This window comes from Cupriavidus sp. 05L310 (genome assembly GCF_056398185.1).
This window is the reverse complement of the sequence record NZ_JBFTOX010000012.1, coordinates 61,187-84,001: the sequence shown is the minus strand read 5'-3', so window position 1 is coordinate 84,001 and position 22,815 is coordinate 61,187. Positions and strand designations below refer to the sequence as shown.

Here is a 22,815-nt window from a genome sequence, read left to right as displayed (position 1 = left end):
TTGCCTGGTGCGGTGCGGATGCCGTGCCCTGGCACGCTCACCCGTAGATCCACACGTTGGCCGCTTCGCCCACCCGGGCGAAACCGCGGTACATGCCTTCGGTATTGAAGGGCAGCGTGACGTTGCCTTCGCGGTCCACCGCGATCAGGCCGCCGCGGCCATGGATGGCGGGCAGCTTGTCCATCACCACCCGGCGCGCGGCTTCCTCCAGCGGCAGGCCGGCGTAGCGCATCTGCGCCGCCACGTCGTAGGCGGCCACCGTGCGGATGAACATTTCGCCGGTACCGGTGGTGGAAACCGCGGCCACGTCGTCAGCAAAGCAGCCGGCGCCGACGATGGGCGTATCGCCCACCCGGCCCACCTGCTTGTTGGTAACGCCCCCGGTTGAGGTCGCCGCGGCAAGGCGCCCTTGCGCGTCGAACGCAACGGCGCCTACCGTGCCGAACTTGTTGTCCGGGTCGATCGGCTCGGCGGCCAGCGTGGCGGCATCGTGGTCCAGCAGGGTCATGCCGCTGGCTGCGCGGGCGCGTTCCCACTGATCGGTGCGCGCCTGCGTGAAGTAGTAGCCGGGCGTGACAAGCTCCAGGCCCTGCGCTTGCGCAAATGACTCTGCGCCCTCGCCGGCGAACAGCACGTGCTCGCTCTTTTCCATGACCGCGCGCGCGGCCAGCACCGGATTGCGCAGCCGCTTGACACAGGCCACGGCGCCGGCGCCCAGCGTGGCGCCGTCCATGATGGCGGCGTCCAGCTCATAGGTACCGGCGTGGGTCAGCACGGCGCCCTTGCCCGCATTGAACAGCGGGCAATCCTCAAGCAGGCGCACGGCCTCGGTCACGGCGTCGAGCGCGCTGCCGCCATCGGCCAGCACACGCTGGCCGGCTTCAAGCACGGCGCTGAGCGCGGCGGTGTATTCGGCCTCCTTGGCGGGGTTCATGGCGGCACGGGTGATGGTGCCGGCGCCGCCGTGGATGGCGATGACTGGGGTGTTCATTGGATTCACGATGCGTTCGGGGTAGTGTTCTTGCGGCGTGCCGGGGCACGCCTGGCGCGGCCTTCGGCAGCCTCGTCCTGGCGCGGCTCGCGCGCGTCGCGCCCTTGTCCGGGCGGGGCGCCGTGCAGCCACGGCAGCAGGAACTCGGTCATCTCGGCGGCCGCCTTCACGGCGTGCGCGGCGCGGTAGGCCACGGCGCCGCACAGCGCTTCGATGTAGGCAAGCACCGCGGCGTCCGAGTTGGCGGAAAGCTGGCGGCCGGTATGCGCATACAGCGCGATATCGGCGAGCGACGCCAGCGGCGAGGTGGGCGCGTCGGTCAGCGCCAGGATGCGCGCGCCACGCGAGCGGGCGCGCCGGGCAATGGTCACGGTGTCGTACACGTAGCGCGGGAAACCGATCACGATCAGCAGGTCGCTGCGCTGCAGCTTGAACAACTGGCGCGCGGCGGTGGACGCGCCACCGGCACCGGATACCGAAATCACCGTGCGGCAGGACATGTCCAGCCCATGTTGCAACAACCCGGCGAGAAAGCCGCTGGCGCCGAAGCCCACCACGAAGATGCGCTCGGCAGCCAGGATGGCCTCCACCGCGCGTTCGCAGGTCTCGGCGTCAAGCGCGCGGCGCGAGGCTTCCAGGTTGCGCACGTCCTCTTCCAGCGAGGCGGCGAACACTTCGGCCACCGTGGCCGGACGCGCCAGTTCGGTGCGTAGTTTCTCAACGGGTGCAAGAGTGGCTTCGAAACCGCGCACCAGTTCGGCGCGAAATTGCGGAAAGCCCTCGAATCCCAGCGCACGCGCGAAGCGATTGGCGGTGGCCACGGACACCTCCACGGCATCGGCGAATTCGTCGATACGCATGGTGGCGGCACGGAACGGGTTGCCCAGCACGTACTCCGCCATGCGCTGGTGCGCCGGCGTCAGCGTGGGCAGGGCGCGGGCAATACGCTCCGTGATTGAAGCGTTGCCATTGCCACCGTTACCGCCATTGCCACCGTCAGGGGCAGTCATGCCGGGAGAGCCTTGGGTACCGTTGGACATGGCGCGCGCCTTTGGTTGGTTGGAGATGCGCGCGCCGGAAACCAGGCCTTCATCCGGTGCGCATCGATGTAAATAAATTTACACGCAAAGCGCGTGCCATGAAAATAGAGTTTTACCAGCCCAAGGGTTTTCACCTATGACCGCTATCGGCCGGCCTGGCACCGTGCGGCGCGCAATCCACATTGATGAAGGGCTGGCGCAGCGCGTTGCGCGTTCCGGAGGTATCGGCATACGAAGCGGCTACAATGCCGGGTTGCCCCGTGCCATGCCGGGGCCGGATTGACCGAACGCCCAGACCCGCCCTTCTCCAGCCTCTCCCTCCCGTGATCCGAATCGACCAGCTAGTCCTCCAGCGCGGCACCAAGGTGCTGTTCGACCACACCAGCGTGACGCTGAACCCCGGCGAGCGCGTCGGCCTTGTCGGCGCCAACGGCAGCGGCAAGTCGACCTTGTTCGCCATGCTGCGCGGCGAGTTGCAGGCGGACGGCGGCGACGTGGCGATCCCGCCGCAGTGGCGCACCGCCCATGTGGCGCAGGAAACCCCGGCCGTGATGCGCAGCGCGGTGGAATACGTCATCGACGGCGACACCCAGCTGCGCGATATCGAAGCGCGCATCGCCGCGGCCCAGGCCAGCGGCGACGGCACCGCGGAGGGCGACGCCCACGCGGCGTTTGCCGACGCCGATGGCTACACCGCGCCGGCGCGCGCCGAAGCGCTGCTGCTGGGCCTGGGCTTCACGCTGCCGCAGGTGTCGCAGCCGGTGGCCTCCTTCTCGGGCGGCTGGCGCATGCGGCTGAACCTGGCGCAGGCGCTGATGTGCCCGTCCGACCTGCTGCTGCTAGACGAACCCACCAATCACCTGGATCTGGATGCCATCGTCTGGCTGGAAGACTGGCTGGCGCGCTATCCCGGCACGCTGGTGATGATTTCCCACGATCGCGAGTTCCTCGATGCGATCTGCAACGTCACGGTGCATATCGAGAACCAGCAGCTGCGCCGCTACGGCGGCAACTACAGCCAGTTCGAGACGCTGCGCCTGCAGCAGATGGCCTTGCAACAGTCCGCCTACTCGCGCCAGCAAAAGGAAATCGCCCACCTCGAGTCCTTCATCACCCGCTTCAAGGCCAAGGCCAGCAAGGCGCGCCAGGCACAGAGCCGGGTCAAGGCGCTGGAGAAGATGGAGCGGCTGGCGCCGGTGCATATCGCCGCGGGCTTTGCCTTCGAGTTCCGCGAGCCGGATTCGGCGCCCAACCCGATGATGGTGCTGGAAGGCGTGGACTGCGGCTACCCCGCCCCCGCGCCGGACGCGCCGCCCGTGACCATCCTGCATAACCTCACGCTATCGATCCAGACCGGCCAGCGCATCGGCCTGCTGGGCGCCAACGGCCAGGGCAAGTCGACGCTGGTGAAGACGCTGGCCGGCTCGCAGGAAGCGCTGGCCGGCACGCTGCGCCTGGGCAAGGGGCTGCAGATCGGCTATTTCGCCCAGCACCAGCTGGAAACGCTGCGCGACCAGGACTCGCCGCTGCAGCACCTGGCGCGGCTCGCGCCGGACACGCGCGAGCAGGAGCTGCGCGACTTCCTCGGCAGCTTCAATTTCCGCGGCGACATGGCCACCGCATCGATCGAGCCGTTCTCCGGAGGCGAGAAGGCACGCCTGGCGCTGTCGCTGATCGTCTGGCAGAAGCCCAACCTGCTGCTGCTCGACGAACCGACCAACCACCTGGACCTCGACACCCGCGAAGCACTCACCATGGCGCTGGCGCAGTTCGAGGGCACGCTGATCGTGGTCTCGCACGACCGGCACCTGCTGCGCGCCACCACCGACCAGTTCATCCTGGTAGCGGACGGCACCATCAAACCCTTCGACGGCGACCTGGACGACTATCGCGACTGGCTGCTGCAGCAAGCCGCCGCCAAGCGCAACGCGGCCAGCGCCTCGCACGCGCCGGCGGACGGCGATGCCTCGGCCACATCGAACGCCAACCGCCGCGACCAGCGCCGCGCCGAAGCGGACGAGCGCCAGCGCCTGACGCAGTTGCGCAAGCCGCTGACCAAGGAACTGGAAAAGGTGGAGAAGCGCATGGCCGTGCTGCAACAGGCCAAGACCGAGATCGACGCCTTCATGGCCGACGAGACCAGTTATGCGGAAGCCAACAAGGCCAGGCTGATGGAGATGCTCAAGCGCCAGGGCGAAGTCGGCGGCGAGCTGGACACGCTGGAGGAGCGCTGGCTCGAACTGCAGGAGCAGATCGAACAGATCGTGTAAGCCTGCGAGGGATGCCGGGGGCGCCAGCCCCCGGGAAGCGCGCGCCGGCAGCAGCCGGCCGCGCCAGGCAGATCAGCGGAAGTTTTTCTCGCGCCGGATCATGCCCACCGCCAGCGTGGCGGTCAGGATAAACAGCCAGATCAGCGACCACGCCGGGATCGACAGGCCGAAGATCGGGGGCAGCGGCGTGGTGCACATGCCATCCGAGAAGAACACCTGCGGCAGGACCTTGGCCGTGGGCAACCGGTTGACCCAGTTCTCCAGCGGATCGATGCCGCAGCTGGCCTTGGGATTCAGCAACAGCGACACGTGATAGCCCGCCACCGCGATGCCAGCCACACCGGACAGCATGCCCAACCCTTGCCACAGGCTGCGCGTGTTCTGCGCGATGGCGGCCAGCAGCGAGAACAGGCCGATTGCCACGAAGGCAAAACGCTGCATCACGCACAGCGGGCACGGCTGGTACCCCTCGACATGCTGCAGGTAGAGGGCATAGCCGACCAGCCCGAAGGAAATCGCGGCGATCAGCAGAAAGAAACTACGGGAATTGGCTTGCATGGCTCACTAGCAAAAAAATGGCCGGGCGGCACCCGTCGAAGCGCTAGACAGGCACCGCGAGGCCCTCCATCGGTGCGCCGGACGGCGTTGCCGTCCGCGCAATACGAGGCACATTATTACCGATTTTGCGAAAGACGCCCCCACAATCCCGCGCGACGGGCCCGACGCCGCTTGCGGCGGATTGACGCAGGCCACGCGGCGCGCAGGGCCACGCTCAGGCGCCCGCAAAACAGGCTGGCGCATGGCTCGCGCAAGGCGGGTGGAAACCGCCACAGTAAGCGGCCAGCCTCCCGCGAGCGCGCCGCCGTCAGGGTGCGCGGACGTTGCCGGACAGCGATTGCCAGCGCTGCGCTGACATGCGGTACAGCCAGTGCAACAGCAGCGGGCTGTCTTGCGCGAGCGCAGGGTGCTCGAAGGTGCCGTCCGCCACCATGCCCAGCCGCTCCATCACGGCGCGGGAACGCACATTGGGCAGCGCGGTGAACGAGACGATCTCCGCCAGCGCCAGCCGCCCGAAGCCAAATTGCAGCGCTGCCCGCGCCGCCTCCGCGGCATAGCCCTGCCCCCAGTGCGCCCGCGCCAGGCGCCAGCCGATTTCCACGCAGGGGGAGAACGGCAGCGTCGCGGCAGGCTCATGCAGGCCGACGAAGCCGATAAAGGCACCATCCTCCTTGCGCTCGACCGCCCAGAAGCCCCAGCCGCGCGCCGCGATCAGCGACTGGCAACGCAACGCCGTGGCGTCGCTGGCGGCGCGGTCCAGCGGCGCCGGAAAGCACGCCATCACCACCGGATCGGCATTGAGCGCGGCAAAGGGCGCGAAATCCGCCTCGCGCCACTGGCGCAAGCGCAGGCGGGCAGTGTCCAGGACGACCGGCTCATTACCGGCCGCGCCTGACAGGGAAGTCTGTCGATCGGGCATGTTGACGATATCTCCCGGCTTAGCGCGCGGCCGCGCCCTGCCCGGCCTGGCTGCGCTCGTAGGCTTTCAGCGCCTGCGCGTCCTGATGGCTGACGAGCTCGCAAATCAACAGTGTCTTGCCCGGCAGCGCGGCGCTTTCGCGCGCCACGATGGAAACGGTGCCGAGACTGGGCAGGGGCTGCTGAGCGGCCGGCAGAGCGCGGGCAAAACCCTTGGTGGCGGTGCCCAGCAAGGTCGAAGTCTCTTGCTTGAGCTGGTAGCGCGCGGCCAGCGCTTCGGCCTGCTGGCCCTGCACCAGCACACCCACCGACGTACCGGCGAATATCACTTCATCGCTAGCGAAGCCGTCCTGCGCGATGGGCAGCGGCAGCTTGTAGATGGCCGCGCCCAGCCTGGACAGATCCGGCTTGGCGAGCTTCTCGGCGGCCTCGTAGAGCGCGGTGGCGGCCTTGGTCGTGTAGGGCGGCTTGCACAGCGCCGCGTCGAAGAACGGCCTGGCGCCATCGGCTGCGGCTGCAGCCGCGTGCAGCAATGCTGCGCCGCAGCCGATCGCGGCGATCATGCCGTGGCGGCGATGGATGTTGAAAATGCGCATGGATGAACTCCGATTGAAAAAGTGCTTCGGAATATACCCAAAATTGCCACTGGAGGGGGTCGGGAAAGGGCTGGCGCCCTCACTCCAGGTGCCGGACCCGGTCGATTGCCTGTTCCAGCCGCTCCACCGCCATCACCTCCAGCCCGTCGATCTTCTGCTTGGGCGCATTGGCCTTGGGAATCACCGCCATCGAGAAGCCAAGCTTGGCCGCTTCGCGCAAGCGTTCCTGCCCGCGCGGGCTGGGACGGATCTCGCCGGCCAGGCCGACTTCGCCGAAGACCACCAGCCCGCGCGGCAGCGGCTTGTTGCGCATGGAGGAATGGATAGCCAGCAGCACCGCCAGGTCGGCCGCCGGCTCGGAGATCTTGACCCCGCCCACGGCGTTGAGAAACACGTCCTGGTCGAAGCAGGCAATGCCGGCATGGCGGTGCAACACCGCCAGCAGCATGGCCAGCCGGTTCTGCTCCAGCCCCACGGCCAGGCGCCGGGGATTCGGCACGTGCGCGGTATCCACCAGCGCCTGTACCTCCACCAGCAGCGGCCGCGTGCCCTCCTGCGTCACCAGCACGCAGGAGCCGGGCACCACCTGCTCGTGCTGCGACAGGAACAGCGCGGAGGGATTGCTGACGCCGCGCAGGCCACGCTCGGTCATGGCGAACACGCCCAGCTCGTTGACCGCGCCGAAGCGGTTCTTGAAGGCGCGGATCAGGCGGTGCGAGGAATGCGTGTCGCCCTCGAAATACAAAACGGTATCGACGATATGCTCCAGCACGCGCGGGCCGGCCAGGCTGCCGTCCTTGGTCACGTGCCCGACCAGGATGATGGTGGTACCCGTGCTCTTGGCGATGCGGGTGAGCTGGGCCGCGCACTCGCGCACCTGGGCCACCGAGCCGGGCGCCGAGGTCAGCGCCTCCGAGAACAAGGTCTGGATCGAATCGATCACCGCCACCTCGGGCTTCTCCGCCTCCAGCGTGGCCTGGATCTTTTCCAGCTGGATCTCAGCCAGCAGCGCCAGGTGCGGACTGTCAACGCCGAGGCGCTGCGCGCGCAACGCAATCTGCGCGCCGGACTCCTCGCCGCTGACGTACAGCACGCGCCGCTCAGCGGCCAGGTTGGCCAGCGCCTGCAACAGCAGGGTGGACTTGCCGATGCCGGGATCGCCGCCGATCAGCACCACGCCGCCGGAAACCAGGCCGCCGCCCAGCACGCGGTCGAACTCATCGATGCCGCTGGAGAAACGCGGCACGTCGGCGGCGTCGATTTCCGACAGGCGCTGCACCATCGCGGAAGCCGCCAGCGGCTGGAAGCGCTTGGCCGAGCCGGTTTCCGCCACGGTCTCCACCAGGGTGTTCCATTGCTGGCACTGCGGGCACTGGCCTTGCCAGCGTGGCGAGGTGCCGCCGCATTCGGTGCAGGTGTAGACGTTCTTGGGCTTGGCCAACTGGAGTCCTCGGGAATGGGGGGATGTGGCGGGTACACGCACGTGGGTGAGCCGCGCCTTCAATGCGGAGCACATGCGCGGCCCGGAGCCGCCCCGGCCTGCCCGCGAACGGACCGGCCGGGCTGGATGTGGCAGCGCTCCGCGCGGCCGCTCAGGCCAGTGCAGGCTGCTCGGGCGCGGTCAGCGTCGCCACAGTCACCGGCACGCGGAGCGACAGCGCGCACATCAGCTCGTAGCCCACGGTACCGCTGGCGGCGGCGACGTCGTCGATCGGCAAGCCCTGGCCCCACAGGGTCACGGGACTGCCCACCTTGGCCTTGGGGCAAGGGGTCAGGTCGACGCAGATCATATCCATGGAGACCCGGCCCACCAGACGGGTGCGCACGCCGTCGACCAGCACCGGCGCCGGGTTGTCGCCCCAGCCCGCCGCATGCCGAGGATAGCCGTCGGCATAGCCGCAGGCCACCACGCCGATGCGCATCGGCCGCTCGGCCTTGAACAGCGAACCGTAGCCAACGGTATCGCCCGGCTGGAGGTCCTGTATCGAGATCAGCTCGCTGTGCAGCGACATGGCCGGCTGCAGGCCGAAGCTGGACACATCGGCCGCCTGGCCCGAGGGCGATGCGCCGTACAGCACCACCCCTGGCCGGACCCAGGCGCGGTGGGCCTGCGGATGCCACAGCGTGGCGGCGGAGTTGGACAAGCTGGCCTCGCCCGGCAGGTTCGCGGTGGTGGCGTCGAACACTTCCATCTGGTGCGCGATGCCGCGCGCGCTGTCGGCGTCCGAGAAATGGGTCATATGCACGATACTGCCCACGCATGAGAGGGTTCGCGCACGCTCCCAGGCGGTCCGGTATTGCTCCGGGCGGAAGCCCAGGCGGTTCATGCCGGTATTGAGCTTGAGCTGGATCGCCAGCGGACCCTTGGGCCGCGCCACTTCCAGCATGCGGAGTTGTTCGTCGCAGTGCACCACGGTGGTGAGGCGGTACTGCTCCAGCAGGGCCACATCCTGCGGCTGGAAGAAGCCCTCCAGCAGCAGGATCGGGCCCTGCCAGCCCAGCTCGCGCAACAGCACGGCTTCGTTCAGGTCGAGCAGGCCGAAACCGTCGGCGGCGCGCAGGCCGGCGAAAGCACGGCGGATGCCGTGGCCATAGGCGTTGGCCTTGATCACGGCCCAGACCCGCGACTGGGGTGCGCAACGGCGCACAACGTCCAGGTTGTTGGCCAGGGCCGGTTGGTGAATGACGGCGTGAATGGGTCTTGGCATGAGATCGCTTCTAGAGGCTTGCGGCGCGGTGGCGCGGCAGGGATCCTGGCTGTCTGGCCTGAATGCCCCCGCCCGATGGTTGCACCATATCCGGGAAGACCCGGTACGCGCGGCACGTTGCACAGACGTTATTTGAACACATTAGAGCAAACATTTAGGGAATCGCGGCGCGCTTGCGTTGTCCAACCGGCGGCCCGTGGATGCTCGGAATCGCCTTATTTTCGTGTTATAAAGCCGGACGTTCCGGCCATGTTTTAAAAGTGATGCAATATGTCAAACACGGTCAGGCAAACTGCGCGGCACTCCCGGGGTTGGCACGAGCATCACTTTGACAACGACGCGGGCCCAGGTTCCCTACAGGCAACAACGGCGCCGAGCGGCGCGCTGGTGCCAGTCACGTACGGTAATAGCGATGGAGATAGAGTCCAAAGTATGAAGAAGGGTTTTTATACCATCATGGCGGCGCAGTTCTTCTCATCGCTGGCCGACAATGCGCTGCTCATCGCCGCCATCGCCCTTCTCACCGAACTGCATTCCCCGCAGTGGATGACCCCGCTGCTCAAGTTGTTCTTCGTGCTCTCCTACGTCGTGCTGGCCGCCTTCGTGGGCGCCTTCGCGGACTCCATGCCCAAGGGCAAGGTGATGTTCATCACGAACACCATCAAGATCGGCGGTTGCGCCATCATGATGTTCGGGCTGCACCCGCTGCTGGCCTATGGCATCGTCGGATTCGGCGCGGCGGCCTACTCGCCCGCCAAGTACGGCATCCTCACCGAACTGCTCCCCCCCGAAAAGCTGGTGGCCGCCAATGGCTGGATCGAAGGCCTGACCGTGGGCTCGATCATCCTCGGCACCGTGGTGGGTGGCGCGCTGATCTCGGTGCACATCTCGCAACTTCTGCTGGGCATCGACGTACCCGGCGTCAATACCGGCATCAATACGCCGGCCGAGGCTGCGATGGTGGTGATCATGCTGTTCTACGTGATCGCAGCCATCTTCAACCTGTTCATTCCCGAGACCGGCGCGCGTTACCCGCAGCAGGAAAAGAACCCGATCAAGCTGATTGCCGAATTCGCCGACTGCTTTACCGCGCTGTGGCGCGACAAGCTGGGCCAGATCTCGCTGGCCGTGACCACGCTGTTCTGGGGCGCCGGCGCCACGCTGCAGTTCATCGTGTTGAAATGGGCAGAGAAGTCGCTCAGCCTGAACCTCTCGCAAGGCGCGCTGCTGCAGGCCGTGGTGGCAGTGGGCGTCGCGGTCGGCGCGATCATGGCGGCCATGCGCATTCCCCTGCGCAAGTCGCTGTCGGTGCTGCCCTTCGGCGTGGCGATGGGCGTGGTGGTGATGCTGATGGCCTTCTACACCAAGAACAGCATGCCCGACATTACGTTCCAGTTCTTCGGCATGCACATGCCGTTGTACATGGCCATCGCCTACGTGTTCCTGATGCTGGTGGGCGGCATGTCCGGCTACTTCGTGGTGCCGATGAACGCGCTGCTGCAGCACCGCGGGCACGTGCTGCTATCGGCCGGGCACTCGATTGCCGTGCAGAACTTCAACGAGAACGTTTCCGTGCTGCTGATGCTGTGCCTGTACGCATTGCTGATCAAGCTCAATGTGCCCATCGGCATCGTCATCGTCGCGTTCGGCATTTTTGTCTGCGTGACCATGCTGCTGGTGATGCGCCAGCACCGCTACAACGTGCGGACCTTCAATTCGCTGGCCATGATCGGCGAAGACAAGCACCACTAGCCAGGCAGAGGGCCAGGCACGGCCCTCACCCCACCGGCCTGGCGATGCGCTGGCGCGCACGCTCCTCCCACCCCGGCGGCACCACGAAGCCGCGCGTACGTTCCCGCCACACGCCGGGCTGCCCCGCCGGCTCCACTTCGCATAGCATCACCGGGGCCTCGCGCCGCCAGTTCTTCTCGTGGTGCGTTTCGGCAAAGCGCTGCGCCAGGGCCTCATGCACCGCCTCCGGCGTCTCCGTATGCGCTTGCGCCACCCTGGCCGGCGCCATCCATGCCGAGCGCGGCAGCCGGTACCAGCGCGATCCTTCCCGCTTGCGCGCCCAGTCCGACCAGTCCTGCAAGGTAGACCACCAGCCATGCAAGTGGTCGGGCGCGATGCCCAGATCGCTGATGGCAGCCGGCACCACGCCGTCCCGGTAGAACAGCCACCCGAGCAGGTAGACCTCGCTGCGATCGACCGGCCGGCCCAGCAGCGCGCGGGCCTCCGGCGTGTGCGACAGCGGCAGCTGGCGGCGCACGATATGTTCGAGCTTGTCGCCCAGCCGGTCCACCAGGTTGGGACCGACAAAACAATGCCGGTCCAGCACGGCTTTGCCGGTCCCGCCATCGCGCGACCCGGCATCCGCCACGGGCTCGACCAGCAGGTAGAACTTGGCCGCCATCTCCCAGTGCACGGTGGCGCCGCTAGCCACGTCTCGCCAGACGAAATCCAGCTCCCCCAGCGTTTGCACGCCATGGGTGCCGGCGCGGCGCACCGGCAGGTTCGCCGCGAGCAGTTCCAGTCCCTCGGTGTGTTCCAGCGTGAATTGCAGCAGGCGTTCCGCGTGGCGGCCCAGGCGCAGGCTGGGCGCGGGCGACGGGCCGCGCACGCGCTGCTGTTCCTGGCCAAGCGCCAGCTCGGCAATGGTGGGCGGCAGCGAACCGGGATCGGCAGCCGGCAGCCAGCGCTGCCAGGCGGCCAGCGCCCCTTCAGGCCAGCGCGCCAGGGCCGCCTGCGAAGGCGCCGAGCCGTTGACGACGGGATGGGCCGCGTCAGCTTCGGGCAGGAACGCGAGCAATGGGGGCGAAAGCGAGCACCAGGCGAGTTCGCGCAGGCGCTGCGAGGCGGCATGGCGCCAGAGCGGCGCCATCTCGATGGCGCCGCCGGGGCTTAGCGCGAAATCAGGCCTTGGCTCCCGCACGGTCGTGCACCTCGCGTGCCAGGCACAGGTCCTCCCAGGCACGCGCCTTGTCGGACAAGGTGCGCAACAGGTAGGCGGGATGGTAGGTCACCACCACCGGGATGCCTTCATAGCTGTGGACGGTGCCGCGCAGCTTGCCAATCGGCGTGCTGGTGCGCAGCAGGGACTGAGCAGCAAAGCGCCCCAGCACCACGATCAGCTTGGGCTGGATCAATGCGATCTGGCGCTTCAGGTAGGGTTCGCACCGGGCGACCTCTTCCGGCTCGGGATTGCGGTTGCCGGGCGGGCGGCACTTGAGCACGTTGGCGATATACACGTTGCGTCCGCGCGCCAGGTCCAGGGCAGCCAGCATATTGTCGAGCAGCTTGCCGGCCTGGCCGACGAAGGGCTCGCCCTGCTTGTCCTCGTTTTCGCCAGGCGCCTCGCCGATCAGCATCCATTCGGCCTGGCGGTCGCCCACGCCGAATACAGTCTGGGTGCGGCCGTTGCACAACTGGCAGTCCACGCAGCCCGAGACGCGCTGTTCGAGCGCGGTCCAGTCCAGCGCGGCAATGGCGGCGGAACGCGCATCGGCGTCCACACCCGGTTGGGCTGCCGGCGAGGGATCGAAGCCGCTTTCCGCCGGGATCGCGACGGGCGGCCGGGGGGGAAGGCGGACCGGTGCGGGGACGGGTCCGGCATCCATGTCTGGCCCCCATGCGGAAGGCGCCGCCACTGCAACCGCGTCGTCCGCGCCGGCTCCGGCTGGCGCATCGACAGCGGCAGCGCGCGTGATGACAACCTGCGCGGCTTCCTGCGCGGGCAGGTCGTCGTGATCCAGGGCATCTTCACCGGCGGAGGCATCCGCGGCCGCCCCGGGTGGCTCGGCGGCCTCCGGCATGGCTGGCGCGCGGCGCAGCACCCATTCATCGGCAATGCCGAGCACTTCGAGAAACCTGGCGCGGCGGCTCATGGCATGGCCTCCACAGGCGCCCAGGCGCGGCGCAGCACCAGCGCATCCTCCCGCGCATGGCCCGCGGCCGGGTAATAGCCCTTGCGCCGCCCGATCTCGGCAAAGCCCGCCTGGCGGTACAGCTCGATCGCACCGACGTTGGATGGCCGCACTTCCAGCAGCATGGTATGCAGGTGATGCCCGTGCGACGTGGCCAGGGCGACGGCCAGCAGCAGCCGGCCCAGCCCGCCACGCTGGCGCACCGGGTCCACGGTGATATTGAGCAGGTGCATCTCGTCGACCACCGGCATCAGCACCGTATAGGCAACCAGCACGCCGCCGGGATCCCGCAAAGTCAGGCCAATATGCCCCGCCTTGACGGAGTTCTCGAAATTGCCGCGCGTCCACGGATGGCTATAGGCCCTGGCTTCGATCTCCGCGACGGCTTCGACATCCAGCGCGCTCATGCGGCCGATGGCCCAGCCTGCCGGTATGCTCGGCATCACCGGCATGTCGGGCCACGCGCAGCCGGCGCCGGCTCCCTGGCCAGAGCCGGGACGGGCCGCGCCGTCGGCGGGTGGCAGGTTGCGCTCCACGCTCACGGCTGCTCCCCCGCCGCGGCCAGCGAGGCGCGCCGCGCCGCCGCGGCCTGGCGCTCGGCGATGGTCTGGGCAACCTTGTCGCGCAGGTAGATCGGCATGGCGTCCGCCGCCGCGACGGTTTCATTGCGTGCCAGCGCGCGCAGGGCAATCGATACCAGCGCCGGCGCGGCGGGCAAGGCTTCGGGCACGCTTTGCTGCGCAATCCCCGTGGCCTTGAGGCGCTCGCCAAACACGGCAGCGGCGCTGCCGGCCAGCCAGAACGGCCCTGCCGGCAGGCTGACGGCCTCGGGCGGGCACACCTGCATTTCGGTCGCTGCCTGCCACTCGTGCGCGCCGGCATCCCAGCGGAAAGCGCCCGCATAGGCTTCGTCCATGCGCGCATCCAGGGCAACCAGCACCGACACGCCGGGCGGCAAGGCGGGCATCCCCTCCCCGCCCAGGCGCACGCGCTCGGCACAGGCCATCAGCGAATTGACGGGAATCACCGGCAGGTCGGCCCCGAAGGCCAGCCCCTGGGCCACGCCGCAGGCGGTGCGCAGGCCCGTGAAGGAGCCCGGCCCGGCGCCAAACGCGATGGCGGCACAATCGGACAAGGCGATGCCGGCCTCGGCCAGCAGCTCGCCGGCGGCCGGCAACACGCGGGAAGAGGAGCGCGGGCCGGTATGTTCATGACGAACCAGGCACTCAAGGGCGCCGCCATCGGCAAGGCGCCCGAGCGCGACCGAACACCACTCGGTGGAGGTTTCAACTGCAAGAATCCAGGACATGGCGAGATTGTATCCGGAGCGACCTCAAAAGCTGAACTTGCGCGCGTCCGGGCCAACCCGCAACCGGGCGCCCCTTCCCCGCGGACTGAAGTGTTCTTCGGTTTCTTTCGGCGCCAACGCACCGTGGCGGGCGCTATCATCGCGGCTCACGCGCTTTGTCCCCCAACGCTTCCCCTTCAAACCCATCCCGGAGAATCCCATGAGCGACCTGCAGGCACGCTTCGCCCAAGCCCAGCTCGACGTCAAGCAACTGACCGAGCGCCCCAGCAACATGACCCTGCTGCGCCTGTATGCGCTGTTCAAGCAGGGCAGCGAGGGCGACGCCCACGGCGACAAGCCGGGCATGACCGATTTCGTCGGCCGCTACAAGTTCGAGGCCTGGGAGACGCTCAAGGGCACGTCCCAGGACGACGCCAGGGAAAAATACATCGCGCTGGTGGAGGAACTGCGCAGCGGCACCACCGCCTGAAGCCGGACCGCCCCCCGGTCCCCCTAGGCCTGCGCCGCGTCGGACAGCGGCCTTGGCCGGATCCGCCAGGCCGCCAGGATCGCGGTGGCGATAACCAGCCCCACCGCGAGGAAGGTTTCGTCGAAGGCGCGGATGCGCGCGGCGGCGTCGCCTTCCGGGCCGAGCACCGCGCCCTGCGCCGCCAGCCGCCATTGCAGCCCCACCCCGGCCAGGCTCACGCCGATGGCGCCACCCAGTTGCCGCAGGAAGTTGATACAGCTGGAGCCCTGCGCGATCAGCGAATAATCCACGCCGCGCATCGCACCCAGCGTCAGCGAAGGCAGGATGCAGCCCAGCCCGATGCGGCCGAGTATCGCAAACCCCACCAGCAGCAGGTAAGGCGTGGCCTTGGTGCCCATCGCCATCAGCAGGAAGGAAGCCGCCAGCAGCGCGAGGCCGACGGATACCTGCCAATGCGGCGCGACGCGATTGGACAGGCGTCCCGACGCGGCGATGGTCAAGGCCAGCGCGATGCCCGCAGGCAACAGCACCAGGCCGGCGCGCGACGGCGTATAGGCCAGCGCCAACTGCATATAGACCGGCAGCAGGTAGGTGGACCCGAACAGCCCCGCGCCGTAGATGAACGCCACCACTGCCCCGGCCGCGAACTGCTGGTAGCTGTACAGGCGCATATTCATCAGCGGATGGGCGGCGCGCAACTGCCACAGCACGAACACCACCAGCATCAGTACCCCGAAGCCGGCCAACGCCAGCCCGGCCGGCAGGCTTTCACGCATCTGCACCAGCCCGTTGAGCAAGCTCACGGTGGCAATACCGGCCAGCCCCAGGCCCTGCCAGTCGAGCGGCTTGCGCTCGCCCATCATGGCGGAGTCCACCGCCATGAAGCGCCGCGCCATCCACAGCCCGATCAGCGTCAGCGGCACCACCACGAAGAAAATCGAGCGCCAGCCGAAGGCCTCCACCAGGAAGCCGCCCAAGCTCGGCCCCAGCGCCGGCGCCAGCACCACGCCGAAGCCGAACAGGCTGACCGCCTTGCCCTGCTCGCGCTCCTCGAACACCCGCAGGATCAGGATATTCGGCAGCGGCTGCAGGATCCCCGCGGCAACGCCCTCGGCCGCCCGCATGGCGATCATCACGCCGTAAGTCGGTGAAAATCCGCCAACCAGCCCGCCCGCGCCCAGCAGCAACAGGCTGCCCAGGAAGGTGCGGCGCAGGCCATAGCGGTTGAGCAGCCAGGGGGTCAGCAGCATCGACAGCGTCATGGCGATCATGAAGCTGGCCGCCACCCATTGCGCGCGCTCCTGCCCCAGCACGAAATGCCGGCTCAGGTCCGGAATGGCCACGTTGATGATGGTCGACGACACGATCGATGAGACCGTCCCCAGCATCAGCGTGAGCAGCACCAGCCAGCGCAGGCGGCTGCCATAGCGCGCCCGCAGCGATTCCCGGGTCGGTCCGCCCGGCTGCCCGCCGGGGGCAGGCGACGAAGGCTGCCCGCTCACCCCAGCCGCCCGAGGGCTGCCATTTCGCGAATCTTGCGCACGGTGTCGAGGTCGGCCTCATGGTAGGCCGACTTGACGATCTCGGCGTAACGGTCGTCGCCGCTGTCGTCCACCGCGGGCATGGTGGTCTCGTAGATAAAGCGCAGCAGCAGCGCGCCAGGGCCCGGCGTCTCGATCGCCATGGTCAGGGTGCCGCCTGCGTGTTCGTCCGTGGGGGCGGTCTCATAGCGCACCACGCGGCGTCGCTCGAAGACCACGCGGTCGCGGATCGTGGCCTTGCCGAAGTGCAGCTTGCGCTCGACCCAGTCGTCGCCCCGTTCCACGATCTCCGCGCGGTCCAGCCCCATCACAAACAGCTCGGGCTCGGCACTGCGCAGCACCAGCCCTTGCCAGAGCTGCTCCGGCGTAAGCATGTCCAACTGGATATTTCGTGGATCGTTGATCTCCACCAGGTGCTCGAAACGCAACTTCACTCTCCCGATCTATTGTTAGCCGATATTATGAGGGTTTCCGAGCCAAGGTTCGCAGCAAAACTTCCGCGCCCGGAACCCTGTCGCAAAGCTGCCAATGCGGCTTTACCCGACGCTTCCCGCCAGTCCTGCCCGCCACGGAGAATGCCCATGAGCCATCCCCCGCAGTCCGCTACCGTTCCCTCCCCCCTCGACAGCGCGTACGCCGACCCGCTCCAGGTATTGGTCTATGCCGACTCGCTGTCGTGGGGCATCGTGCCGGGAACGCGGCAGCGCCTGCCCTGGCCGGTGCGCTGGCCTGGGCGCCTGGAGCTTGCCCTGAATGTGGCGAACGGCGCGGCCGCCGGCGGCCAGCGCCCGGTCCGCATACTCGAAGACTGCCTCAACGGCCGCCGCACGGTCTGGGACGACCCCTTCAAACCCGGCCGCAACGGCATCCAGGGCCTGGCACAGCGCATGGAAATGCACGCGCCGCTGGCCCTCGTCATCCTGATGCTCGGCAGCAACGACTTCCAGTCCATGCACCCGCACAATGCCTGGCATGCCGCGCAAGGCATCGGCGCCCTGCTCGACGCGATCCGCGGCGCGCCCATCGAGCCCGGCATGCCGGTGCCGCCGGTACTGGTGCTGGTGCCGCCCCCCATCACTAAGCCGCGCGGGCCGCTGGCGCCCAAGTTCGCGGGTGGCGAGCACAAATGCGCCGGGCTGGCGCAAGCCTTTGAGGCGGTCTGCCGCGCCCGCGGTTGCGACTGGTTCGACACCGGCACGGTGATCCGCAGCAGCGAGGTCGACGGCGTGCACCTTGATGCCGCCGACCATATGGCGCTCGGCGATGCGCTGGCGCCCGTCGTGGCCGCGCTGCTGGCGCCGGCGCGCGCCTGAAGGCCGCTCCGGGCGCCTTGCCAGCCTTGCGCGGACGGGCGCCGGCTACAACACTCCTGACAGTATTTGTCAGGAGTGTTGGCGCACAATCCCGCTCCTCACTCAGCGGATGTTTGCTGGCAAGCGTCTGACTCACCATCCGCATCCGGCACGCACGTGGCGGCAGGCGGAACGCTCCGGAGTGAAATCGCCCCAATCTAAGCAGGAGGCAGCGATGCAATTGCTGGTCAATATCGATGTCGACGACCTCGCGCGCGGCATCGGCTTCTATCAGCGCGGCCTGGGACTGCGCCTGGCGCGCAAGCTGTTCGACGGAACCGTGGCAGAAATGGCGGGCGGCACCACGCCCATCTACCTGCTCGCCGGTGCGCCAGGCACCTCGCCCGGCGCACGTGCCGACGGACGGCGCAACTATCGCCGGCGCTCGATGCCGGTACAACTCGACTTTGTGGTGGAAGACCTCGAAGCCGCCATCGAGCGCGCGCTGGAAGCCGGCGCCGAACTCGAGGACTGGCCGCAGGATTTCGTCTGGGGCCGGCAGGCCATGCTGTCCGATCCCTTCGGCCATGGCATCTGTTTCATCGAGTGGAAGGGCGAAGGATACGGTGCTGCAATGGACGGGAAACGAGCCGTGGAGGCGGCCTAGCGGCGGCGCTGCCGCAAGCGCGGTTCGCCTGGGCACGGGCCCCTTCCGAACTGTCGCGAGGAAATTCCTGCGAGTGGCCATCGCGGCGGGCCGCCATCCATAAAAGTGGATATGCAAGCGCAGTTTGCTTCGTTGGTGGCGTGGCGAGCTTGTTCTATCGTGTCTCCGGTGCAAACAACGAGACGACAAAGAGAAGACAACGCTGAGCTTGCCAGGGACATCGCCGGCCAACCTGCCGGCCGTGTTCCGGCGGGCTCCAGGCCCAACCGGACCGCCCGGCGCATCGCCGCCGGTCCACCTCGCCAAATCAAGCATGTCCACCTTCGGCCCGGATCTGACCGATCCCTTCGTCGCCCGCGCAGTGGTGCTGCGCGAGTCCTTCCATACCGATGCCGCGCAGCGCGACAAAGCCGGCGGCCGGCCCACCGCGCAGATTCGCCTGCTCAAGGAAAGCGGCCTGCTGGCGGCCGGCATTCCGGCGGCTTACGGCGGCGGCGGCGCTTCGTGGCTGTCGCTGCTGCGGGTCGTGCGCGAGTTCGCGCGCACCGATGGCTCGCTGGCCCACCTCTTCGGCTACCACCACCTCCCCGTGCATACCGTGCTGGCGCGCGGCGCGCCGGAGCAGAAAGACCGCCTCCTGCGTGAGGCCGCGCAGCAGCAATGGCTATGGAGCAATTCGGGCAATGCCCTGTCGAAGACCTCCGGCGCCCGGCGCGCGCCCGGCAACGATGGCTGGATAGTCACCGGCTTCCGGCCCTTCTCCAGCGGCACGCATGTGGCCGACGTGATCCAGGTCGCCTGGGAAAACGAACTCGGCCAGCGGCTGACGGGCGTCGTGCCGGCGGAGCGCGCCGGCATCGTGATCGAGGATGACTGGGACGGCATCGGCCAGCGCCAGACCGGCAGCGGCACCGTCACCTTCAACGGCGTGCTGGTGCGCGACGACGAACTCCTGGGCCAGCCCGACGATCCGCTGACGCCCTTTGCCTCGCTGGTCACGCTGCTGCAGCAAAGCGTGCTGCTCAATGTGTTCATTGGCACGGCGCAGGGAGCGCTGGACGAAGGCCGTGCCTATACCGCCACGCAGTCGCGCCCGTGGATCCACTCGGGCGTGGCGCGCCATGTCGATGACCCGTGGGTCCAGCGCAAGTACGGCGAACTCGCCATCCGCACGCTGGCGGCCACGGAACTGGCCGACCAGGCCGCGCGCAGCCTGGACGCGATCTACCGCCACGGCGCGGCGCTGACGCCGGAGTTGCGCGGACGCGCGGCGATCGAACTGGCCACGGCCAACCTGTACGCGGGGGAAACCGGTCTGGCCGTTTCCAGCGAGATCTTCGAGGTCATGGGCGCGCGCTCCGCCACCAACGCCAACGGCTTCGACCGCTTCTGGCGCAACGTGCGCACGCATACGCTGCACAACCCGGCGGAATACAAGAAACGCACGGTGGGCACATGGCTGCTCACGGGCGAATTCCCCTCCCCGGCCGTGTACCGCTGACTTTACCGATCACCCGGTATTCCATTGATTCATTTCATTGATTCCCATGAGCCGCGATCGACTGTTCCTGCTGCAACCCGGATTCACCGACCCCAAGCAACCCGGCGAACGCTACGTCTGCCCGCATTGCCTGGCCATCGAAGGCTTGCTGGCCTCTGACCCGGCGCTGGCCGGGCATCTCGACATCACGCGCGTGCCCTTCGCGCGTCCGCGCCAGACGGTGATCGCCGTGCTCGGCGAAGCGCACCAGGGCCTGCCCGCGCTGGTCCTGGGCGACGCCGCGCCGGCACCCGCCGATGCGCAAGCCCTGGGCGAACTGCGCTTCGTCACCGACAGCCGCCGCATCCTCGAACTGCTGGCCGAACGCCACGGTTTTGCCAAGGTGCACTGAGCGCACCAACCGGAACGCCATCATGACCGCTAACGTCGCTTACCTTCACGCGCTGGAAGATGCAGCGCCCGCGCTGTTCGAACCCGACTCCGGCAACCCCTTCGTCACGCGCGCCGTGGCACTGCGCGACCGCTTCGCCGGAGACGCCATCGCGCGCGACCAGGCCGGCGGGAAACCACTGGCACAGATCCGCTTGCTCAAGGAGCACGGCCTGCTGGCCCTACTGCTGCCGCGCGAGCATGGCGGCCAGGGCGAGTCCTGGTCGACCGTGCTGCGCATCACACGCCTGTTCGCACAGGTGGATGGCTCGCTTGGCCATCTGTTCGGCTATCACTACAGCAGCCTGCTGAGCCCGCGCTTGCGCAATGCACCGGAGAAGGCGGCCAGCCTGTGGCGCCGGTCAGTCGAGGGCAACTGGTTCTGGGGCAATACCGCCAACAGCTTTTCCAACAGCCTGTTTGGCCGGCGCGACGGGGAGTGGTTCGTGCTGGACGGCTACCGCCCCTTCACCTCGGGCTCGCATGTCGCCGACTTCCTGGCGATTGCCTGGGAGGATGCCGAAAGCGGCGAGCGACGCTTCGCCGCGATTCCCGCGGACCGCGAGGGCATCGTGATCGAGGATGACTGGGACGGCATCGGCCAGCGCCAGACCGGCAGCGGCCGCGTCACCTACCGCGGCGTGCGCGTACACCAGGACGAGGTGCTGGGCGAGCCCGTGCCGCTGAATCCCACCGGCGCGCCGCCCGAGCCCTACCGCACGGTCACGCCGCTGCAGCAGCAAAGCGTGCTGCTCAACGTGTTTATCGGCACGGCCCAGGGCGCGCTGCGCGCCGGGCGCGAATACACGGTGCACCAGTCGCGCCCGTGGATCCACTCGGGCGTGGAGCGCCATGTCGACGACCCCTGGGTGCGGCGCCAGTACGGCGAACTCTGGGTCAGGACCCAGGCTGCCACCGCGCTGGCCGACCGCGCGCTGGCGGCGCTCGACGGCGTGCAGGCGCGCGGCGAAAAGCTCACCGCCGAAGAACGCGGCGAAGCGGCTGTCGCCATCGCGGCAGCCAATGTGCTGGCCGGCGAAGTCGCTTTGCAGGTCTCCAGCGATATCTTCGAAGTCACCGGCGCACGCTCGGCGGTGCGCAAGGTTGGCCTGGACCGCTTCTGGCGCAACGCCCGCATCCACACGCTGCACAACCCGTCGGAATACAAGACCCGCAATGTAGGCCGCTGGGTACTCGGCGAAGGCCATCCGGAACCGGGGACATTCCAATGAGCGCACCGCTTGCATCGCGCCGGCCGCGCCAGCTTCACCTCAACATCAACATCCTGCATTCGGGTTTCGTGCCGTCGGCCTGGCGGCTGCCCGAGAGCGACCCCGGCGCCTTCGCCGATGTGCGGCACTACATCCGCGTGGCGCAGATCGCCGAGGCCGGCAAGCTCGACGCGGTCTTCCTCGCGGATAACGCCGCCATCGTCGACCAGATCCACTTCCGCCCGATCACCGCGCTGGAGCCGACCGTGCTGCTGGCGAGCATCGCGGCGGCCACCACGCATATCGGCCTGATCGGCACGGCGTCCACCAGCTACAACGAGCCCTACAACATCGCGCGGCGTTTCGCCACGCTGGACCACGTGAGCGCCGGGCGCGCCGGATGGAATGTGGTCACCACCGCCGACGCGCCCTCGGCGCGCAACTTCGGGCGCGACGCGGCGCCGGATCACGCGCAGCGCTATGCGCGCGCTTCCGAGTTCACCGCGGTCGTCAAGGCGCTGTGGGACAGCTGGGAGGACGATGCCTTCGTCGGCGACAAGACATCGGGCCGCTTCGTCGACCCGGGCAAGGTGCTGCCGATCGCGCACCATGGCGAGCATTTCTCGGTGCAAGGACCGCTCAACCTGCCGCGTTCGCCGCAAGGCCATCCGGTGGTGGTGCAGGCAGGCGGCTCCGCGGATGGCCGCGAGCTGGCGGCGCGCCACGCGGAAGCCGTGTTCTCGGCCTCGCAATCGTTCGAGGAGTCGCTGGCCTACGGGCGCGAGCTGAAATCGCGCGCGCAGGCGCTAGGGCGCGGACCCGATGCCGTTCAGGTGCTGGCGGGGCTGACCACCATCATCGGCGCAACGGAAGCACAGGCGCGCCGGCGGCGCGACGAGCTGGTCGACCTGATCCCGTGGGACTACAGCCTGACGCGGCTGGCCGGCACGCTGGGCATCACGCCGGACCGCCTCAAGCTCGACGAACGCCTGCCCGCCAGCCTCGCCCTGCCGGCCAATGGCAACGGCAACCATACCTTCTTCAATGCCACGCTCGCGCTGGCGCGGCGCCACGGCTATACCGTGCGCGAACTGATCCGCGAGCTGGCGGGCGGCGGCGGGCACCGCGTGATCGTCGGCACGCCGGAGCAGATCGCCGACGACATCGAGCACTGGTTCCGGCACGGCGCGGCCGACGGCTTCAACCTGATGCCCGATGCATTGCCCGGCGGACTGCAGGATTTTGTCGACGGCGTGGTGCCGATCTTGCAGCGGCGCGGCATCTTCCGCACGGAGTACGAAGGCGGCACGCTGCGCGAGCATCTGGGCCTGGCACGGCCGCAAGGGCGGCAAAGCGCCCGCGAGGCGGCCTGACACCAACACTGACATCAGC

At 68.2% G+C, this 22,815-nt stretch carries 22 protein-coding genes; 9 read left to right on the top strand and 13 right to left on the bottom strand.

Going from position 1 to position 22,815, the window contains the following annotated elements; all coding sequences use genetic code 11:
• Nucleotides 1-37: 37 nt before the first annotated feature.
• Together AC1DS6_RS11170 and AC1DS6_RS11165 are read right to left on the bottom strand one after the other, a co-directional pair.
• The gene (locus tag AC1DS6_RS11170; RefSeq protein ID WP_441633401.1) at nt 38-991 is read right to left on the bottom strand and encodes an isoaspartyl peptidase/L-asparaginase family protein; all 954 of its coding nucleotides are present in this window, start codon (nt 989-991) and stop codon (nt 38-40) included.
• Nucleotides 992-996: 5 nt separating this feature from the next.
• Complete coding sequence (locus tag AC1DS6_RS11165) at nt 997-2,001, bottom strand: MurR/RpiR family transcriptional regulator (protein WP_441633443.1); 1,005 nt, start codon at nt 1,999-2,001, stop codon at nt 997-999.
• A gap of 353 nt (nt 2,002-2,354) precedes the next feature.
• Here AC1DS6_RS11165 and AC1DS6_RS11160 point away from each other — a divergent pair, with 353 nt between their 5' ends.
• Nucleotides 2,355-4,301, top strand: coding sequence for an ATP-binding cassette domain-containing protein (locus AC1DS6_RS11160; protein WP_045241512.1), 1,947 nt, complete (start codon nt 2,355-2,357; stop codon nt 4,299-4,301).
• Nucleotides 4,302-4,373: 72 nt separating this feature from the next.
• Here the strand turns inward: AC1DS6_RS11160 and AC1DS6_RS11155 are convergent, their stop codons facing one another.
• The 5 genes from AC1DS6_RS11155 to alr form a co-directional block, all read right to left on the bottom strand.
• Nucleotides 4,374-4,859 (bottom strand): disulfide bond formation protein B, encoded by a 486-nt coding sequence (locus AC1DS6_RS11155; protein ID WP_441633398.1) that lies wholly within the window; start codon nt 4,857-4,859, stop codon nt 4,374-4,376.
• A 307-nt stretch (nt 4,860-5,166) separates the two neighbouring features.
• Nucleotides 5,167-5,778: a GNAT family N-acetyltransferase gene (locus AC1DS6_RS11150; protein ID WP_441633396.1), complete on the bottom strand. Its 612-nt coding sequence runs from the start codon at nt 5,776-5,778 to the stop codon at nt 5,167-5,169.
• Nucleotides 5,779-5,797: 19 nt separating this feature from the next.
• Entirely contained in the window at nt 5,798-6,373 is a 576-nt protein-coding gene (locus AC1DS6_RS11145; protein ID WP_477102499.1) for a hypothetical protein, read from the bottom strand.
• A 79-nt stretch (nt 6,374-6,452) separates the two neighbouring features.
• The gene (radA, locus tag AC1DS6_RS11140) at nt 6,453-7,814 is read right to left on the bottom strand and encodes a DNA repair protein RadA (protein WP_035864940.1); all 1,362 of its coding nucleotides are present in this window, start codon (nt 7,812-7,814) and stop codon (nt 6,453-6,455) included.
• 151 nt (nt 7,815-7,965) lie between these two features.
• Entirely contained in the window at nt 7,966-9,081 is a 1,116-nt protein-coding gene (gene alr / locus AC1DS6_RS11135; RefSeq protein WP_441633390.1) for an alanine racemase, read from the bottom strand.
• A gap of 432 nt (nt 9,082-9,513) precedes the next feature.
• Here alr and lplT point away from each other — a divergent pair, with 432 nt between their 5' ends.
• A complete protein-coding gene (gene lplT, locus AC1DS6_RS11130; RefSeq protein ID WP_477102498.1) occupies nt 9,514-10,833 on the top strand; it encodes a lysophospholipid transporter LplT in 1,320 nt (439 codons plus the stop codon).
• A gap of 25 nt (nt 10,834-10,858) precedes the next feature.
• Here lplT and AC1DS6_RS11125 read toward each other — a convergent pair whose 3' ends face one another.
• The 4 genes from AC1DS6_RS11125 to tsaB all read right to left on the bottom strand — a co-directional run bounded on the left by AC1DS6_RS11125 (nt 10,859) and on the right by tsaB (nt 14,313).
• Complete coding sequence (locus AC1DS6_RS11125; RefSeq protein WP_441637662.1) at nt 10,859-12,013, bottom strand: DUF1853 family protein; 1,155 nt, start codon at nt 12,011-12,013, stop codon at nt 10,859-10,861.
• Nucleotides 11,994-12,965 (bottom strand): uracil-DNA glycosylase, encoded by a 972-nt coding sequence (locus tag AC1DS6_RS11120; protein ID WP_441637660.1) that lies wholly within the window; start codon nt 12,963-12,965, stop codon nt 11,994-11,996. The genes AC1DS6_RS11125 and AC1DS6_RS11120 overlap by 20 nt, the downstream gene beginning before the upstream one ends.
• Nucleotides 12,962-13,456 carry a ribosomal protein S18-alanine N-acetyltransferase gene (rimI, locus tag AC1DS6_RS11115; protein WP_035865087.1) on the bottom strand — a complete coding sequence of 165 codons (495 nt, stop codon included), beginning with the start codon at nt 13,454-13,456 and terminating at the stop codon, nt 12,962-12,964. Before rimI ends, AC1DS6_RS11120 begins: the two co-directional genes overlap by 4 nt.
• An 86-nt stretch (nt 13,457-13,542) precedes the next feature.
• Nucleotides 13,543-14,313 carry a tRNA (adenosine(37)-N6)-threonylcarbamoyltransferase complex dimerization subunit type 1 TsaB gene (tsaB, locus tag AC1DS6_RS11110; RefSeq protein WP_441634681.1) on the bottom strand — a complete coding sequence of 257 codons (771 nt, stop codon included), beginning with the start codon at nt 14,311-14,313 and terminating at the stop codon, nt 13,543-13,545.
• A gap of 199 nt (nt 14,314-14,512) precedes the next feature.
• Between tsaB and AC1DS6_RS11105 the strand changes: the two genes are divergently transcribed.
• On the top strand, nt 14,513-14,782 hold the full coding sequence (locus AC1DS6_RS11105; RefSeq protein ID WP_035864953.1) for an acyl-CoA-binding protein: 270 nt from the start codon (nt 14,513-14,515) through the stop codon (nt 14,780-14,782).
• Nucleotides 14,783-14,805: 23 nt separating this feature from the next.
• Here the strand turns inward: AC1DS6_RS11105 and AC1DS6_RS11100 are convergent, their stop codons facing one another.
• Both AC1DS6_RS11100 and AC1DS6_RS11095 read right to left on the bottom strand, forming a co-directional pair.
• Nucleotides 14,806-16,284 (bottom strand): DHA2 family efflux MFS transporter permease subunit, encoded by a 1,479-nt coding sequence (locus AC1DS6_RS11100; RefSeq protein WP_441634679.1) that lies wholly within the window; start codon nt 16,282-16,284, stop codon nt 14,806-14,808.
• Nucleotides 16,281-16,751, bottom strand: coding sequence for an SRPBCC family protein (locus AC1DS6_RS11095; RefSeq protein WP_441634677.1), 471 nt, complete (start codon nt 16,749-16,751; stop codon nt 16,281-16,283). Before AC1DS6_RS11095 ends, AC1DS6_RS11100 begins: the two co-directional genes overlap by 4 nt.
• A gap of 153 nt (nt 16,752-16,904) precedes the next feature.
• Between AC1DS6_RS11095 and AC1DS6_RS11090 the strand changes: the two genes are divergently transcribed.
• The 6 genes from AC1DS6_RS11090 to AC1DS6_RS11065 all read left to right on the top strand — a co-directional run bounded on the left by AC1DS6_RS11090 (nt 16,905) and on the right by AC1DS6_RS11065 (nt 22,796).
• Nucleotides 16,905-17,636 (top strand): SGNH/GDSL hydrolase family protein, encoded by a 732-nt coding sequence (locus AC1DS6_RS11090; RefSeq protein ID WP_441634675.1) that lies wholly within the window; start codon nt 16,905-16,907, stop codon nt 17,634-17,636.
• A 214-nt stretch (nt 17,637-17,850) separates the two neighbouring features.
• The gene (locus AC1DS6_RS11085; protein WP_441634673.1) at nt 17,851-18,282 is read left to right on the top strand and encodes a VOC family protein; all 432 of its coding nucleotides are present in this window, start codon (nt 17,851-17,853) and stop codon (nt 18,280-18,282) included.
• Nucleotides 18,283-18,595: 313 nt separating this feature from the next.
• Entirely contained in the window at nt 18,596-19,783 is a 1,188-nt protein-coding gene (locus AC1DS6_RS11080; protein WP_441634671.1) for an acyl-CoA dehydrogenase family protein, read from the top strand.
• A gap of 46 nt (nt 19,784-19,829) precedes the next feature.
• A complete protein-coding gene (locus AC1DS6_RS11075) occupies nt 19,830-20,174 on the top strand; it encodes a DUF3088 domain-containing protein (protein WP_441634669.1) in 345 nt (114 codons plus the stop codon).
• Nucleotides 20,175-20,196: 22 nt separating this feature from the next.
• Nucleotides 20,197-21,444 (top strand): acyl-CoA dehydrogenase family protein, encoded by a 1,248-nt coding sequence (locus AC1DS6_RS11070; protein WP_441634667.1) that lies wholly within the window; start codon nt 20,197-20,199, stop codon nt 21,442-21,444.
• Complete coding sequence (locus tag AC1DS6_RS11065; RefSeq protein WP_477102497.1) at nt 21,441-22,796, top strand: LLM class flavin-dependent oxidoreductase; 1,356 nt, start codon at nt 21,441-21,443, stop codon at nt 22,794-22,796. The genes AC1DS6_RS11070 and AC1DS6_RS11065 overlap by 4 nt, the downstream gene beginning before the upstream one ends.
• Nucleotides 22,797-22,815 lie beyond the last annotated feature (19 nt).

Coding starts and splice junctions, on each gene's coding strand:
- AC1DS6_RS11165 (WP_441633443.1), bottom strand. CDS start 2,001: ATGACTGCCCCTGACGGTGGCAATGGCGGTAACGGTGGCAATGGCAAC.
- AC1DS6_RS11150 (WP_441633396.1), bottom strand. CDS start 5,778: ATGCCCGATCGACAGACTTCCCTGTCAGGCGCGGCCGGTAATGAGCCG.
- alr (WP_441633390.1), bottom strand. CDS start 9,081: ATGCCAAGACCCATTCACGCCGTCATTCACCAACCGGCCCTGGCCAAC.
- AC1DS6_RS11145 (WP_477102499.1), bottom strand. CDS start 6,373: ATGCGCATTTTCAACATCCATCGCCGCCACGGCATGATCGCCGCGATC.
- AC1DS6_RS11065 (WP_477102497.1), top strand. CDS start 21,441: ATGAGCGCACCGCTTGCATCGCGCCGGCCGCGCCAGCTTCACCTCAAC.
- AC1DS6_RS11085 (WP_441634673.1), top strand. CDS start 17,851: ATGCAATTGCTGGTCAATATCGATGTCGACGACCTCGCGCGCGGCATC.
- rimI (WP_035865087.1), bottom strand. CDS start 13,456: ATGCCGGTGATGCCGAGCATACCGGCAGGCTGGGCCATCGGCCGCATG.
- AC1DS6_RS11075 (WP_441634669.1), top strand. CDS start 19,830: ATGAGCCGCGATCGACTGTTCCTGCTGCAACCCGGATTCACCGACCCC.
- AC1DS6_RS11070 (WP_441634667.1), top strand. CDS start 20,197: ATGACCGCTAACGTCGCTTACCTTCACGCGCTGGAAGATGCAGCGCCC.
- AC1DS6_RS11080 (WP_441634671.1), top strand. CDS start 18,596: ATGTCCACCTTCGGCCCGGATCTGACCGATCCCTTCGTCGCCCGCGCA.
- AC1DS6_RS11120 (WP_441637660.1), bottom strand. CDS start 12,965: ATGAGCCGCCGCGCCAGGTTTCTCGAAGTGCTCGGCATTGCCGATGAA.
- AC1DS6_RS11105 (WP_035864953.1), top strand. CDS start 14,513: ATGAGCGACCTGCAGGCACGCTTCGCCCAAGCCCAGCTCGACGTCAAG.
- AC1DS6_RS11155 (WP_441633398.1), bottom strand. CDS start 4,859: ATGCAAGCCAATTCCCGTAGTTTCTTTCTGCTGATCGCCGCGATTTCC.
- AC1DS6_RS11090 (WP_441634675.1), top strand. CDS start 16,905: ATGAGCCATCCCCCGCAGTCCGCTACCGTTCCCTCCCCCCTCGACAGC.
- AC1DS6_RS11170 (WP_441633401.1), bottom strand. CDS start 991: ATGAACACCCCAGTCATCGCCATCCACGGCGGCGCCGGCACCATCACC.
- lplT (WP_477102498.1), top strand. CDS start 9,514: ATGAAGAAGGGTTTTTATACCATCATGGCGGCGCAGTTCTTCTCATCG.
- tsaB (WP_441634681.1), bottom strand. CDS start 14,313: ATGTCCTGGATTCTTGCAGTTGAAACCTCCACCGAGTGGTGTTCGGTC.